We start from the raw sequence: 15,881 nt of genomic DNA, 5'->3' as shown, positions 1-15,881 counted from the left end.
CGCGCTCCCCCGCGGGGGGGGGGGGGGGGGGGGCCGCGGCCCCCCCCCCACCCCCGCACCGCTGTGCTTCATTCGCGGGCCCTCATGCCCTCGACGGCCACGGCCGCGGTCAGGGGGTGCGGCATCAGCGGATCCGGGATGCCCGCCCCGACGGGTGCGGCCGCCTCGGCCGCCTCGACTGGGGGTGTCGCCCCGGCCGCCGTCTGCCGTTCCGGGAGCAGACCGAGCACCGCCTGCCGCTGCGCCTCGCTGGTCGCCTCGTCGTAGGGATCGGGTGTGGCCGGGACCTGGAGCCGCAGCACGGGGCCGGTGCCGAGCCGCGCGTACCCGCGGCCCGGCGGGACGTCCGGCGTCGGGGTGGTGTGCGGCTCCGTGCCGAGCACCGCCTCGATCTGGTCGCGGGAGCAGTCACCGATCACGACCCGGGCCCGGGTGTGGGTCCTGACGGTCTCGCCGAGAGCGTCCAGACTGTCGAACTGATCGGTGATGACCACGGTGACGTTCGCCGCCCTGCCGTGCCGCAGCGGCACCTGGAGCAGATCCTGGGGGTCGGGTCTGCCGTCGGCGGCCGCCAGGTGTCCGAGGGCGCTGGGACGGTCCAGCAGTACCCAGAGGGGGCGCTTGATGTCGTCCGGGGCGGGGTGACCGGACTGGCGGGCCCGGTTCGCGGCGATCAGCCGCCGCTCCGTCTCATGGGCCGCCCACTCCAGGGTCGCCAACGCGCCGGACAGGCCGCACTCCACGGCCAGCACTCCGTCGCGCCCGGCCAGACAGGCGTACTCGCCGGTGCCGCTTCCTTCGATGATCAGGATGTCGCCGTGCTGGAGCGCCTGCAGGGCGATGGAGCGCAGGAACGTGGTGGTGCCGCTGCCGGGCTGTCCGACGGCCAGCAGATGCGGCTCGGTGGAGCGGGCGCCGGTCCGCCAGACGACCGGAGGCGCGTCACGGGTCGTTCCGCCGTCGTCCACGGGAACGGTGCGCTGCACCGCGTCGCCGTCGGTGAAGCCCAGCACGGTCTCGCCCGGTGCGGTGACGAAGCGCTGGGCGCCGATCGAGGTGGGCAGGGCGCCGAGCACGCTCATGACGAGCCGGTTGCTCTCCTCGTCCCAGGCGAAGTGGTATTCGCGGCCGCGGCCCGACTTGGCGTGCAGCAGCTGCTCGATCCGGGCGCGGGAATCGGCCTCGCTGTCGGTGAAGTAGGCGGGGTACGTCACCTGGAGACGCGTCAGGCGCCCGTCGCCGTCGAACTCGTAGCCGCTGAAGGTCTTGTCCCAGTCGCCGCCGTGGGCGAACAGCGGACTGGGGTCGTCGGCCACGGAGAAGTACGGCACGAGCGCCTCGTAGAGCGATCGCAGCCGCCCGGTCTGCGCCTCGTCCGGACCGGTCTTCACCGGCGTCCGCTCCCGCCCCTTCCATGCGGCGGCGCCCATCACCGCGACCAGGGTGAGCACGGACCCGTACGGAAGGAGCGCGACCACCAGGACGCAGGCCGCGACGGAGCAGAGCACCGGACCACGCTTGTCCTTGGGCGTCGCGGCCCACCTCTGCCGTCCGGCTCCGGCCAGCAGCCGCAGACCACGGGTGATCGTGATCAGCGGATGGAGGACGTCGGTGGCGTTGTCGGCGGCCGTGCGCGCGAACTCGCGACTGCGGGTGATCGACACGGTGCCGCTGCTCAGAATACGGGGGAGTGGTCGCCGGGCCACGTCGGTCTCCTGAAGGGGTGGGAGCGGTCGTGGGGGGTCAGAACTTGATCCCGCCCAGGAGGCCGGCGAGGCTCGCGCCGCCCGCGGTGATGCTCGGTGCGATGGCGGTGCCTGCCAGATAGAAACCGAACAGGGCGGTGACGAGTGCGTGCGATGCCTTGAGGCCGTCCTTCCTGAAGAAGAGGAAGACGATGATGCCGAGGATGACGACGCCTGACATGGACAGGATCATGAGGAGTTCTCCTGGTTGGGGGGACAGTCACCATGAGTCCTTCCAGATTCACCGGAAGTATCTATACGATAAAAGCTGCATTCGAGTGAAAAGTCGTTATTTTCACTAGATTGGCGGATCCGGTGTCGGTGGAACGCCGGAGGGGACGAGCATTCGGTGTCGCGAGCCGTTCCGCCGTCACCGGGTGTGATCTTTTGCCGCGGGCGGCACGGGGTATGTGCGCGATTGGGCAGTACCCTGTCGATTCACTCGTACGGCCCCCGGGGCGTACGGCCCGGCAGGTCAACAGTGGTGAAACCGGTTAATGGAAGGCGGTCCGTCCGATGAGCGAAACCCCCGGTCCCGAGGTGGTCGAGCTGGCGACGAAGGTCTTCGACCTGGCCCGCCGTGGAGAGACCGACACGCTCGCCGCGTACGTCGACGCGGGTGTTCCCGCGAACCTCACCAACGACCGGGGCGATTCGCTGCTGATGCTCGCCGCGTATCACGGCCATGCCCCCGCGGTCACCGCCCTCGTCGCCCGTGGCGCCGACCCGGACCGGGCCAACGATCGCGGACAGACCCCCCTCGCCGGAGCCGTCTTCAAGGGCGAGGGTGCGGTGATCGAGGCGCTGCTCGCCGCGGGGGCCGACCCGGCGGCCGGAACGCCCTCCGCGCTGGATACCGCACGCATGTTCGGCAAGGTCGACCTGCTGGAACTCTTCGGCGCCCACTGACCGGGTACGCCGTAAATGTGGTCGCGGTGGCGAAATGGCTGGGTCATCATGACGTCGCGGGCCCGGTTCGGGCCACCGACGAGAGGCAGAGGAAGATGGTCTACACCAAGCAGAAGACGGCGGTCGGCCGATCATGTCGCTGCGCGGCGTAGTGCCCCACCCGGCACTTGGAACTGCACAGTCCCGGTTGCGTCGACAGCTTGATGTGAGGCTTTTTTCATGTTTGATCCGTTCATAGCGCCGAGCGGCACTCTGCTCGGCCTGCTGCAGAGGGGCCGTGGCGACGGCACGCTCCACGCACTCGCCGCACCACGCCCCGAGGCCCTGGCGGCTCTCAACCACTGCGTCCTGAGCGATCCGCGCCACGACTGGCAGGTGGAGAACCGCTCGCTCTACTACGCACGCCTGTATCTCGACCTCGACGGCGGCATCGAAGAGATCGAGCGCCACCTGTGCGATCCCGACGACCACCTCGACACCGACGACTCACGCACCGGACTGGCCCTCGCCGTACTCGGCCACCTCGCCTCGTACGGACGGGACGACGCCCTGGCCCTGCTGCGGCGGTACGCCGCGACCGGGGCCAACTGGGCCTGGGCCCTCGACGAACTCGCCCTGCGCGACGACGACGAGGGACTCCGCGCCCTCGCCGTGCCCGTGCTCGGCCGGTTCCCGGCCACCGAGCAGGGTGCCGCCGAACTGGCTGCCACCGTGCGGGACGCCTTCGAACCACGCCCCTGGCGGCTCTGGGCCGACGACCCCCGCGACGAGGTCGGCGCCCGGGTCAGGGCCGCCTCGGAACAGGGCTCCTTCGACCGCTGGCAGCGGCAGATGCGATCGGGCGGCCCCCGCCCCGGATGGAGCGTCCAGGCCGTCTTCGACTGGGCCCAGCAGGGACTCGAACGAGGCAGCGTCCTCCACGTACCGGCCGCCCGCTGCCTCACGGCTGTCGCCGGCCCCGACGACCGGTCCGCGATCATCGAGGCCGCCCGCAACGGTCCGGAAGGCGCCCGCTGCGCCGCCCTGCACCACCTGGCCGAGACCAGGGACCCGGCCGTGCTCGATCTGATCGAGGACGCCGCGGTCAGTGCCTCGCGCACCGTCGCCGACGCGGCCGTCACCGCTTTCGAGCGGATGTGCGGCGACGCGGCGGTGGAGCGTGCCCGCCTCTGGGCCCGGCGTCCCGACGCCCTCGGCGCCTCCGCGGCCGGTGTGCTCGCCTGCCGGGGCGGCGCCCAGGACGCCCCACTGGTCCTCGGCGCACTCCGTGAAGCCGTACGGGGCGACGGCCCTGACGCGCCGCGCCTGTGGACCCTCGTCGACGGCGCGGGCAGACTGGGCGTCGCCTGTGCGGCTCCCGTACTGCGCCATGTCTACCGGGAGACGTCCTCCTCGCACCTGCGCGGCCGAGCGGCCCGCGCCCTGGCCGCGACCGACCCCTCCTTCCCCACCGGATTTGCCGTCGAATGCCTGTGGGACTGCGAGGAGACCACCCGCGAGGTCGCCGCACTCCACGCCGAGACCGGCGACATCAGGGTCGCCGAGCGACTGCGCCGACTCGCCGCGGACCCGGCGGAGGAGGCAGAGGTGCAGACAGCAGTACGCAGCCGGATCGGGCCCGACACCCCCGCGGTCTGACCGGGGTGCACCCAGCGGCGCGCGCCGCGGGTACTTCGGAGCCGCACGCCACCGGTGCGCCGGGTGGTTCCCCGGTGCCGTTCCCCGGTGCGGGCCGCCGCGTTCGGGGCTGCGCGTTCCTGTCCGGACGCCGACGCCGACGCCGACGCCGACGCCGTTCGTCCGGGTGCGGCGGACCGGGCGTGGACGCCGGCCGCTCTCCACGGGGTGCCGCCCGCCGGGGAGCAGTTCGTGCGAGGGCAGGGCTGCAACCGGTGCGGCAGGTCAGTATGGAGAGATGACCGGACGCTGGGAGTTCTGGATCGACCGTGGCGGGACGTTCACCGATGTCGTGGGCCGCGATCCCGACGGGTACCTGGTCACCCGGAAGCTGCTCTCCCACGACCCGGACCGATACCGCGACGCCGCTGTGGCGGGAATCCGGGGGCTGCTGGGACTCGGTCCGGCCGACCCGGTCCCCGCCGACCGGGTCGGCATGGTGAAGATCGGTACGACGGTCGCCACCAACGCCCTGCTGGAGCGGCGCGGCGAGCCGACCGTGCTGGTCATCACGGAGGGCTTCCGGGACGCTCTGCGCATCGCGTACCAGAACAGGCCGAGGCTCTTCGACCGCCGCATCCTGCTGCCCGAAGCCGTGTACGAGCGGGTGATCGAGGTCCCCGAACGGACCGACGCCCACGGCCGGGTCGTGACACCACTGGACCGGGACGCGGTGGCCGAGCGGTTGCGGGCCGCCCGGGCGGACGGCCTGCGCAGCGCGGCCGTCGTCCTGATGCACGGCTACCGCCACCCCGCTCATGAGAAGGCCGTGGCCGCCGCGGCCCGCGAGGCCGGCTTCACCCAGATCAGCTGCTCGCACGAGGTGAGCCCGCTGATCAAGCTCGTGCCACGCGGCGACACCACCGTCGTCGACGCCTATCTCTCACCGATCCTGCGCCGGTACGTCGACGAGGTCGCCCGCGAACTCGACGGCGTCCGGCTGATGTTCATGCAGTCCAACGGCGGACTGCGCGAGGCTTCCCACTTCCGTGGCAAGGACGCGGTGCTGTCCGGACCCGCGGGTGGCGTGGTCGGCATGGCCCGTACATCCGGACAGGCCGGACACGACCGGGTCATCGGCTTCGACATGGGCGGCACTTCCACCGATGTGTCGCACTACGCGGGCGAGTTCGAGCGCGAGCTCGGCACCCAGGTGGCCGGGGTGCGGATGCGCGCCCCCATGATGAACATCCACACCGTCGCGGCCGGCGGCGGCTCCGTGCTGCACTTCGACGGCCACCGCTACCGCGTCGGCCCCGATTCGGCGGGCGCGATCCCCGGCCCGGCCAGCTACCGCCGCGGCGGGCCGCTGACCGTCACCGACGCCAATGTGATGCTCGGCCGGGTCCAGCCCGCCCACTTCCCGGCCGTCTTCGGACCGGACGGTGACCTCCCGCTCGACGCGGACCTCGTCCGCGAACGCTTCGGCGCGCTCGCCGAGGACGTGGCACGCGCCACCGGAACACGGCGCACGGCGGCCGAGGTCGCCGCGGGGTTTCTGGAGATCGCCGTGCTCAACATGGCGAACGCGGTCAAGAAGATCTCCGTGCAACGCGGACACGACATCACCCGCTACGCCCTCACCGGCTTCGGCGGAGCCGGAGGCCAGCACGTCTGCGCCGTCGCCGACGCCCTGGGCATCGACACCGTCCTCGTACCGCCCCTGGCCGGTGTGCTGTCCGCGTACGGCATCGGTCTCGCCGACGCCACCGCGATGCGCGAGCAGTCCGTCGAGGCGGAACTGAACGAGGCGACCCGCGCCGCGGTCGGCGAACTCTGCGACGCACTCGCCGACCGCACGCGCGCGGAACTGCGCGCCGACGCCATCCCCGACAGCGCGATCAGCACGCGCGCCCGTGTGCTGCTGCGCTACGCCGGCACGGACTCCAGCCTGTCCGTCGACCTGGACACCGTGTCCGCCATGGCCGAGGCGTTCACCGCCGGGCACCGCGCCCGCTACGCGTTCACCATGGACAGGCCCCTGGTCGTCGAAGCGGTGTCGGTTGAGGCGACCGGGACGGCGGGGCAGCACCGGCCGCGCCCCGCCGACCGCACGCCCCGCGAGAGCACGGAGCCCCGACCACGCGACACCGTAAGCATGTTCGCCGAGGGCCGATGGCAGGACACCCCGCTCCACCGGCGCGAGGAACTGCACCCCGCGGACACCGTGACCGGCCCCGCCGTGATCGCCGAGGCGGATGCCACCACCGTCGTCGACCCGGGCTGGCAGGCCGCTCTCGCCGACACCGGCCACCTGCTGCTCACCCGGGTCCGCCCGCGCCCCGACCGCACCGCCGTAGGCACCCGGGTCGACCCCGTCATGCTGGAGGTCTTCAACAACCTCTTCATGTCGATCGCCGAACAGATGGGCGTGCGCCTGGAGAACACGGCCCACTCCGTCAACATCAAGGAACGGCTCGACTTCTCCTGCGCCCTCTTCGACGCGGACGGCAACCTCATCGCCAACGCCCCGCACATCCCCGTCCACCTCGGCTCGATGGGGGAGTCCATCAAGGAGGTGCTGCGGCGCAACGACGGCGCGATGCGGCCGGGCGACGTGTACGCCATCAACGACCCCTACCACGGCGGCACACACCTGCCCGACGTGACCGTGGTGACACCGGTGTTCGCCCCCGACAGGACCGCCGACGAGGGGCCCCGGCTGCGGTTCCTCGTCGCCTCGCGTGGACACCACGCCGAGATCGGCGGCATCACCCCCGGCTCCATGCCCGCCTTCAGCCGCACCATCCACGAGGAAGGAGTGCTGTTCGACAACTGGCTTCTGGTACGGGACGGCAGATTCCGCGAGGCCGAGACGCGCGAGCTGCTCACCACGGCCGCGTACCCCTCCCGCGACCCGGAGACCAACCTCGCCGACCTCCGCGCCCAGATCGCCGCCAACGAGAAGGGCATCGCCGAACTGAGGCGCATGGTGGAGCAGTTCGGTCCCGAGGCCGTCGCCGCGTACATGGGGCACGTACAGGACAACGCCGAGGAGTCCGTCCGCCGGATCATCGCCTCACTGCATGACGGTGCCTACCGCTACGAGACCGACAACGGCGCGGTCATCGAGGTCGCTCTCACCGTGGACACCGCCGCCCGCAGCGCGGTCGTCGACTTCACCGGCACCTCACCGCAGCAGCCGGGAAACTTCAACGCGCCGAAGTCCGTGGTCATGGCGGCCGTGCTGTACGTCTTCCGGACCCTGGTCGCCGACGACATCCCCCTGAACAGCGGCTGCCTCAAACCCCTGGAGGTCAGAATTCCGGAGGGCTCCATGCTGGCCCCCGCCCATCCGGCCGCCACCGTGGCGGGAAACGTGGAGACGTCCCAGGCCGTCACCGGCGCCCTGTACGCGGCGCTCGGTATCCAGGCCGAGGGCTCGGGCACCATGAACAACCTCACCTTCGGCAACGAACGGGTCCAGTACTACGAGACGGTGGCGAGCGGTTCGGGCGCGGGCGACGGCTTCGACGGTGCCGACGCCGTACAGACCCACATGACCAACTCCCGCCTCACCGACCCCGAAGTCCTCGAATGGCGCTACCCCGTGCTCCTGGAGGGCTTCCGGGTACGGGACGGCAGCGGGGGCGCGGGGCGCTGGCACGGTGGTCGCGGCGTGGAACGGCGCATCCGCTTCCTCGAACCCGTCACCGTGGCACTGCTCTGTGGCCACCGCCGGGTGAGGCCGTACGGGATGGCGGGCGGAGAGCCCGGCGCGCCGGGCGAGCAGTACATCGAGCGGGCGGACGGCCGGACGGTCACACCGCTGCGCGGCTGCGACACGGCCGACCTGGAGCGGGGGGACGTCCTGGTGCTCCGCACCCCGGGCGGCGGGGGCTACGGAGCCCCGGAACCGGGGCGCGGAGCCGGTACGGAACGCACCGGCGAACAGCCGTGACGCCCCGGCCGGCCGGCTCCGGGCAACGGGTCGCTTCTGCGCCGTTTCGACCGTTGTCGGGGTGAGGACCTAATCTGTGCAGCGTGACTTCGCCTGCCTACACGGACAACGCTGCGCCCCAGCTCAGCGCGGGCCCGCGGCCCGCCCCGGGCCCGGCCGCCGACGAGGGGCTCTCGCGGCGGCTGCGCGCGCTCGCCTGCACGGCGCCGCTGCACGACCTCGATGTGCGCAAGGCGAATCTGGCCGGTGAGTACACCGTCTACGCGATGGCCGAGGTCGCGCTCGCCGCGATCGACCACGTCACCCTCAACATGGACTTCGACACCGGTGCCGACCACGACCAGATAGTGGCCAGGCTTCTTCCCCGCGTCGCCGCCCAGGCCCCGGACCGCCCGGCCGCCGAGCACGAGCGGGTCGCCCGCTGGGTGCTGGAGAACCTGATCAACGTCGGCAGCGTCGACCGTGGATTCCGTGCGGTATACGGCACTTTCGGACCTGATGGGGTGTATGTCCGTCGGGATTACGACTTCAAGCTGGTCGAAGAGGTCCCGGGATACGGCGGCACCGTCTATCTCCGGGCCACCGACGAAGCGGTCAACGTCCTGGTCGGCGCCCTCGACACCGACGTCACCAGCGCCCAGATCGCCGCCGAGGTGAAGCTGGAGGTCCTCATCAGCCGAGGCCGTCTCGCGGACGCGCAGCTCGCCGCCGAACAGGCCCGCTACCGCACCGTGCAGTACGCGGAGACCCTCCGCAGGACGCTGGAGGCCACCCGGCGCAACGTCCGGGCCGTCGACTGGCTCAACGCAGTCCCCGACATGATCGCCGAGGCACTCGACCACGTCGCCGACCGCTACCGCCACGAGAACGCGATCCTCACCAACATCCGCAAGGCGCGCGACGAGGCCGAGGAGCCCGAGCACAAGCGGCGCGCCGCCGAACTCGTCGACATCGTCAAGGACTGCATCCGCCGTCACACCCAGTTGCAGTCCCGGCTGCTGGAGGCAGGACCGCTGTTCCGCGCCGAGCAGGACCGGCAGGCGTTCGCCGCCCCCACGGTCCGCGGCGGCCTCGATCTGTACGGCCAGCTGGTCGCCCCGCTGCTGCCGCTCCCCGTCGAAGAGGCCATCCGCGTCACCGACGCGTTCTTCGCCCACGGCACCGGACTGCGCACCCCCACCTCGGTGCGGGTGGGCGACCTCGTCGACATGCTGCTCACCCCGCCCCCGGAACGGGAACATCTGGGCGCCGAGATGCCCGAACCCGATCTGATCGCCACCCCGGACGACAGCAGGTTCAGCGAGGAACAGCTCGCGAGTGCCATGGAACTCCTCGACCTGGAGCACGACGCCCCGCGCCGGCTCTCCGGACTTCTCGCGGAGGCCCGCCGCCGGGACCCCGAACTGCCCTATCTGGTGGCCCTGCTCGCGGTGCACGCCGCCAGCCCGCCCGTCGGCACCGCCTACCGGCAGGGTGAGCAGCGCCTGTTGTTCTCCGTCGACGACGGAACGCAGCTCGACGACCCGGAGTTCGGCGGCGCGGACCTGATAGTGGGTACAGCCCTGCTGGACGCGGCCGGAATGGCCGCGGACCGCTCGGAGGCGTCATGAGCGGCGTGCCGCGGGAGGCACACCAGTGGCCGATCCGGCCTCCGCACCCCGGCGGTGGACGCCGTCGCCCCGCCGGCGGACCGGCCGGAACCGCGCCGCTCGGCACGGACGCCGCGAGAGGCGCCGCCGCCCATCCCGTACCGAAGAAATTCCGCAGCAAGGAGCGACAGTCGTGAGCGACCACCGCGCACAGCACGCCGACGCGTGGAGCGAGCCGACCGCCGCGTACGCGACCGAGAACACGGCGCCCGCCGGATCGGCCGGCCCCGCCGCGGCCGCACCCGTCACCCCGGCCGACGCAGCCGACGCCGCCCGGCTCGTCGCCTTCGGACTACAGCCCAAACTGCTGCCCGCACGCGACGCCGAATACGCCGAACTGCTCCGCCGCTACCGGGAGGAGCCCGCCTTCGCCCGGCTCGCCGACGCCGTGGCGACCGGACTCGGCCTGGTCGTGCTGGAGGTGTCCACCCGCGCGGGCATGGCCGTGACCGCCGGTGAGGACTCGGTCTTCGCCGTCCGCATGGGCGACTACGCCCGCCGCGCCTCCTCCGACTCCGCCGACCGCTTCCTGCACGGGCTCGCCCACCTCGCCGTCGCCGCGATGGCGTTCCCCCGCCCCGAGGACCTCGCCGACGACGCGTACATCGGCCGGATCACCGTCAACGGCGTCGACTCGTTCGTACGCCAGGCATGCCACCGCCTGGAGGAGCGCGCCGAGGAGCACGGCGACAACACCGACCCGGCCACCGACCACCCCGGGCTGGAAGCGGCCTGGCGGATCTACGCCCGGCGCAGCTCCACCGGGGCGACGAAGGACGCCCGGAGGCTGGCCGGCTCCACCACCGGCATCGTCGGCAAGGCCGTCGCCTTCCTCACCGATTCCGGCTTCCTCCAGCGCACCGGGGACGACGCCGGGGGAGCCTTCCGGACCACCGCCCGCTACCAGCTCCAGGTCCGCGACATGGCCGGCAGCGCCGCCATGGCCGAACTCCTGGAACTCGGAGTCGTGCCCGTCACCGACGGCACGGCGACGCTCCTGCCGCCGCCCGACCCCGACGACCTGGAGCTGGCCGCCGACGCCGGTCTGCCCTTCCACGCCTGACCGCCGCCCCACGCCCGCCGTCTTCCCCCCCGCTGTCCGAACGACGAGAGTCCGCCGCCATGTACGAGCTGTCCCGGGTCCGCCTCTACTCCATCGGGCCTGCCGGCGCGCGCTACGCCGATACCGTGCTCGACCTGCGTGGAGTGGGTGAGCCCGTGCCCAACCCCGCCCCGGCCCAGGCGGAGTTCTTCGAGGAGGAACCGGTCGGCCCGCCGCGCCGCCCCGCCCCCGCCGGGGTGCTCTTCCTGGAGAACGGCGGCGGCAAGTCGGTACTGCTGAAGCTGATCTTCTCGGTGATGCTGCCCGGTCACCGCAACACCCTCGGCGGCGCCAGCTCCGGCGTGCTGCGCAAATTCCTGCTCGCCGACGACTGCGGGCATGTCGCCCTGGAGTGGCAGCACACCCTCACCGGCGAGTGCGTGGTCGTCGGCAAGGTCAGCGAGTGGCGCGGCCGGCAGGTCTCCAACGATCCGCGGAAGTTCGCCGAGGCGTGGTACTCCTTCCGCCCCGGCCCCGGGCTCAGCCTGGACTCCCTGCCGGTCGCCGAGGCCACCTCCGTGCACCGCCCCGTCGAAGGCGTCTCCGGCGCACAGGGCCGACGGCGCACGATGAAGGGCTTCCGCGACGCCCTGACCGAGGCGGGCAAGTTCTACCAGCACCTCGATGTGCACTGGGAAGAGATCCACGACCGGTGGAACGAGCACCTCGGCGACCTCGGCCTCGACCCGGAACTCTTCCGCTACCAGCGCGAGATGAACGCCGACGAGGGCGAGGCGGCCGGCCTCTTCGCCGTCAAGAAGGACTCCGACTTCACCGACCTGCTCCTGCGCGCCGTCACGGACACCCGTGACACGGACGGCCTCGCCGATCTGGTCAGCGGCTTCGGCAACAAGCTGGGCCGCCGCACCGAGCTGACCGCGGAGCGCGATTTCACCGCGGGCTCGGTCGATCTGCTCGGCCGGATCGTGGAGTCCACCGGCACCCGTTCCCGCGCCCGGGACATCCACGCGGGCGCCGAGCGCCGCACCCGTACGCTCGCCCGCAGGCTCTCCGCCCGCGCCGGCCAGGAGCGCGGCCGGGCCGCTGAACTGGCCCAGCAGGTCACGGGCGCGGCCCACACCGTCACGGCGGCCGAGGAGGCCCGCAGCCGCAGCGCCCTGATCGCGGCGGAACTGGCCTACCGGCACGCCTCCCTGGCCCTCACCGCGGCGGAGAAGGGTGCGGCTGCCCAGCGCCGTGAACTGGGCGACGCCCGCACCCTGCACTCCGCCTGGCAGGCCGCCGAGGCGGTGCTGCGCCACCGAGCCGCCGCCGACCGGTCCGCACGGGTCGCTGCCGCCATCCGCGAGGCCGAGCGCGACGCCGCGCCCGCGCTCGCCGCCCGCGCGGACGCGGCCGCCGATCTCGTACGGGCCCTGCACACCGCGGCGGAGGCCGGCGAGACGCTGGCCAACGAGGAGGAGGAGCGCTCCGACACGCTCCAGACAGCCGGCGAGACGGCTCACCGCGACGCCACCACCGCCGCGACCGAGGCCCAGCGCGCCCGCAGCGAGGCCGGACACCTGCGTCAGCGCCTCGCCGAGGTCGAGCAGGAGACGGCCGAGGCGGTACGGGCCGGCTGGCTCGACAACACCGCACCGGACGCCGACCCGGCGCGTGCCGCCCTCGCCGCGAGTGACGCCGAGCAGTCCGCTGTCGCCGCGTGGGACACCGCCAGGGAGGCCGCCCGCTCGGCAGCCGACCGGGCCAGGGAGGCCGCAGCCGCCGAGAGCCGCGTCGAGCTGGCCGCGGCGCGCGCCGCCGATGCCGCGCAGGCCGCGGAACATTCCTACGAGGCCGAGCTCAGGGCCGCCGAGTCGATCGCAGCCGACCGACGCCTGGCCGACCTGCTCGGCCTGCCCGCCGCGCAGGGCACCGGCGTGCCCCGGCCCCGCCGCGGACCGGACGGCCCGGATGGCCCGGAGACGGACCCCGACGCCCCGCACGGCGCGGACCACCAGAACTCCAACGACCACGCGGGCCACGCGGATCAGGGGGGCCAGGCGGGCCGGGCAGACCAATCGGGCCAGGCCGCGCACGGCACGCACACCGTCACGGCCGAACCGCCCGCCGCCCGCGAACAGCCGCTCACCGCCGAGGAGCTCGACCGCAGCGCCGACGAGCTGCGGGAGCTGCTCGACCAGGGCATCGGCTCCGCCGAACGCCGCCTCTTCGAACTGCGCACCGCGGCCGCCGACGACTCCCGCATCCTCGGCGCGCTCGGGGACGGCGGGCTGCTGCCGCCCGGCCCCGACGTCCTCGCCACCGTCGAATACCTCGGCGAACACGGCATCCCGGCCCTGCCCGGCTGGCGCTACCTCGCCCAGGCCGTCGACCCCGCCGACCACGCGTCCGTGCTCGCCGCCCGTCCCGAACTGGTCGACGGCGTGGTCATCACCGACCCCGACTCGCACGCCCGCGCCCGCGAGGTCCTGAGCGGCGCCGCCCTGCTGCCGCGCTCCGCCGTCGCCGTGGGCACCGCCGCCGCGCTGCTCGCCCCCGTTCCGGCCACCGGCGCGGGCTCGGCCACGAGCGCGGAAGGCGTGTTCCTCGTCCCGCCGAACCCGGCGATGCACGACGAACACGCCGCCGACGAGGAGCGGCAGGCCCTCAGGAGCCGGGCCGCCGCCCGCGACGAGGACATCCGTACGCTCGCGGCCCGCCTCACGGCCGACCGTTCCCTCGCCGCCCGCATCGGCTCCTGGCGCGCCGACTGCCCGCCCGGCATGCTCGCCGAGCTCGCCGAAGCCGCGCGCAGCGCCCGTACGGGCGCCGGGACGGCGGAAGCCGCGCTCGCCGAAGCCCGTACCGTGCGGGCCGAGGCCGACGAGGCCGCCGCGGACACCGCCCGTGTCCGCGACGAACGCCAGGAAGCCGCTCAGCGTGCCCGCCGGGCAGCCGACGCGCTCGCGGGCCTCGCCTTCCGGCTCCGCGAACGCGCGGGCTGGCAGGCGAAGCTGCGCGAACTGATCGACGAGGCGGCCGAGTCCGAGGCCCGGGCCACCGTCTGCCTGGAGCGGGCCCGTGCCGCCGACGAGGACCGCAGGGCCGCCCAGCGCGCCGCGGACGACGCCCGCCGCACGGCCCGCGCCCTGCGGGCCGAACGTGCCGAGATCGCGGGCGCGCCCGAGCACCTCCCGGAGCCCGCGGCCGACACCCCGCGCCGTGCGCTCCCCGCGCTGCGGGAGGCCTACCGGGCCGCGTCCCAGCTGTACGAGAAAGTGGGCGTCGGCGCCGACCTGCGCGCCGAGCAGGCCCGCGCCGAGAGCGACGAGAGCGCCGCTCTCGCCGAGCTGGACCGGCTCACCAACAAGGTCCGCACCCGGGCCGCCCAGCTCCTCGAAGGCACCGACGGCGCCGACGGGCCGTCCCGGCAGGCGGCCGCCGCCCGCGCGGAGTCCCTGGTCCAGCTCCTGGAGACCCGCGCCTCCACCGCGAGCGAGCAGCTGGGCAGGCTGCGGGGCGAGGCCGAGCGCCTGGCCCCGGTCGACGGCGAGACCCACCACACCGAACTCCCCGACGAGCTGGTCCCGGCCGACGCCGAGCAGGCCCAGACTCTCCTGCGTACCGCCACGGCCGAACTGGCCTCCGCCACCGCAACCCTGGACACCGCCAGGGCCGCCCACGCCGAACTGCTGCACGCCCACCGCACCGCCGAGGACTCGGCGGGCGGCTTCGACGAGACCGCGGCACTCCTGCGCGACCTCCTCAGGGACCACGGTGCGGACGACGACACCGAGGCCCCCGAGCCGTACCCGGGCAGCCTCGACGAGGCCCGGCAGTCCGCCGCCGACGCCCGCCGTTCACTGCGCGGCTGCGCCGCCGACCTGTCAGCCGCGGAGAGCGCCGTACGCGAAGCGAGCGACGTCCTCGTACGGCACGCCAACTCCACCCGCTACGAACAGGTCCGCACCCCCGCCCGCCAGCAGATCCGCGAGCTGCCGGCCGCGGCGCTGCCCGAGCACGCCGAGAAGTGGGCAGCCGCCTTCGCGCCCCGGCTCCGGGTCCTCACCGACGAACTCGCCCAACTGGAGCGCAACCGCGACTCCATCGTCGACCGGCTCCGCGGCCTCGTGGAGTCCGCGCTCACCACCCTTCGTTCCGCCCAGCGGCTCTCCCAGCTCCCCGAAGGACTGGGGGAGTGGTCCGGCCAGGAGTTCCTCCGGATCCGCTTCGAGGAACCCGACCAGGCGACGCTCACCGAGCGGCTCGGCGATGTCGTCGACGAGGCCACCCGCGCCGCCCTGAAGAAGAACTCCGACCTGCGCAGGGACGGCATGTCCCTGCTGCTGCGCGGTGTGCAGGCGGCGCTGGAGCCCAAGGGCATCGCCGTGGAGATCCTCAAGCCGGACGCGGTGCTCCGCGCCGAACGCGTTCCGGTCGGACAGATGGGCGATGTCTTCTCCGGCGGCCAGCTGCTCACCGCGGCCATCGCCCTCTACTGCACGATGGCCGCACTGCGCAGCAATGACCGCGGCCGTGACCGCCATCAGCACCGGCACGCGGGCACGCTCTTCCTGGACAACCCCATCGGCCGCGCCAACGCCACCTATCTCCTGGAACTCCAGCGCGCGGTGTCCGACGCCCTCGGTGTGCAGCTGCTCTACACCACCGGTCTGTTCGACACCACGGCGCTCGCCGAATTCCCGCTGGTGATCCGGTTGCGCAATGACGCGGACCTGCGGGCCGGGCTGAAGTACATCAGCGTGGAGGAACACCTTCGCCCCGGGCTGCCGCAACAGGACCCGAACGGTGGGACGGTGCACGGCGAGATCACCGCCACCCGCATGTTCAAGCGCACCATGACACCGTCCGGCACCCCCCGGACATCCTCTACGGATTCGTCCGGCGAGTAGCGGCGAGCACCGGGGGCGGGAGCAGCGAGGACGAGACTCCTG

At 73.1% G+C, this 15,881-nt stretch carries 8 protein-coding genes; 6 read left to right on the top strand and 2 right to left on the bottom strand.

The genetic code is table 11. The features are described 5' to 3' along the window. Window positions 1-68: 68 nt before the first annotated feature. Together ACF08M_RS29545 and ACF08M_RS29540 are read right to left on the bottom strand one after the other, a co-directional pair. Entirely contained in the window at window positions 69-1,706 is a 1,638-nt protein-coding gene (locus ACF08M_RS29545; RefSeq protein WP_392188310.1) for a hypothetical protein, read from the bottom strand. Between the two features lie 37 nt (window positions 1,707-1,743). Then, window positions 1,744-1,938: a hypothetical protein gene (locus ACF08M_RS29540; protein ID WP_018103962.1), complete on the bottom strand. Its 195-nt coding sequence runs from the start codon at window positions 1,936-1,938 to the stop codon at window positions 1,744-1,746. Window positions 1,939-2,261: 323 nt separating this feature from the next. On the opposite strand from ACF08M_RS29540, the gene ACF08M_RS29535 reads away from it, so the two are divergent. The 6 genes from ACF08M_RS29535 (at window position 2,262) to ACF08M_RS29510 (ending at window position 15,839) form a co-directional block, all read left to right on the top strand. Beyond that, window positions 2,262-2,654 carry an ankyrin repeat domain-containing protein gene (locus ACF08M_RS29535; protein ID WP_392188309.1) on the top strand — a complete coding sequence of 131 codons (393 nt, stop codon included), beginning with the start codon at window positions 2,262-2,264 and terminating at the stop codon, window positions 2,652-2,654. 219 nt (window positions 2,655-2,873) lie between these two features. After that, window positions 2,874-4,292: a HEAT repeat domain-containing protein gene (locus ACF08M_RS29530; RefSeq protein ID WP_392188308.1), complete on the top strand. Its 1,419-nt coding sequence runs from the start codon at window positions 2,874-2,876 to the stop codon at window positions 4,290-4,292. A 277-nt stretch (window positions 4,293-4,569) separates the two neighbouring features. After that, entirely contained in the window at window positions 4,570-8,232 is a 3,663-nt protein-coding gene (locus ACF08M_RS29525; RefSeq protein WP_392188307.1) for a hydantoinase B/oxoprolinase family protein, read from the top strand. A gap of 83 nt (window positions 8,233-8,315) precedes the next feature. Further along, on the top strand, window positions 8,316-9,842 hold the full coding sequence (locus tag ACF08M_RS29520) for a hypothetical protein (RefSeq protein WP_392188306.1): 1,527 nt from the start codon (window positions 8,316-8,318) through the stop codon (window positions 9,840-9,842). Window positions 9,843-10,014: 172 nt separating this feature from the next. Beyond that, a complete protein-coding gene (locus ACF08M_RS29515; RefSeq protein ID WP_392188305.1) occupies window positions 10,015-10,944 on the top strand; it encodes a hypothetical protein in 930 nt (309 codons plus the stop codon). 59 nt (window positions 10,945-11,003) lie between these two features. Then, a complete protein-coding gene (locus tag ACF08M_RS29510; RefSeq protein ID WP_392188304.1) occupies window positions 11,004-15,839 on the top strand; it encodes a hypothetical protein in 4,836 nt (1,611 codons plus the stop codon). Window positions 15,840-15,881: the final 42 nt, after the last annotated feature.

Source organism: Streptomyces sp. NPDC015032 (genome assembly GCF_043080425.1).
Lineage (GTDB): Bacteria > Actinomycetota > Actinomycetes > Streptomycetales > Streptomycetaceae > Streptomyces.
This window is presented reverse-complemented; position numbering and strand designations above follow the sequence as displayed.

What these genes read in the sequence shown, in the direction of transcription:
- ACF08M_RS29510 (WP_392188304.1), top strand. Translation starts at nt 11,004, where the DNA reads ATGTACGAGCTGTCCCGGGTCCGCCTCTACTCCATCGGGCCTGCCGGC.
- ACF08M_RS29530 (WP_392188308.1), top strand. Translation starts at nt 2,874, where the DNA reads ATGTTTGATCCGTTCATAGCGCCGAGCGGCACTCTGCTCGGCCTGCTG.
- ACF08M_RS29535 (WP_392188309.1), top strand. Translation starts at nt 2,262, where the DNA reads ATGAGCGAAACCCCCGGTCCCGAGGTGGTCGAGCTGGCGACGAAGGTC.
- ACF08M_RS29525 (WP_392188307.1), top strand. Translation starts at nt 4,570, where the DNA reads ATGACCGGACGCTGGGAGTTCTGGATCGACCGTGGCGGGACGTTCACC.
- ACF08M_RS29540 (WP_018103962.1), bottom strand. Translation starts at nt 1,938, where the DNA reads ATGATCCTGTCCATGTCAGGCGTCGTCATCCTCGGCATCATCGTCTTC.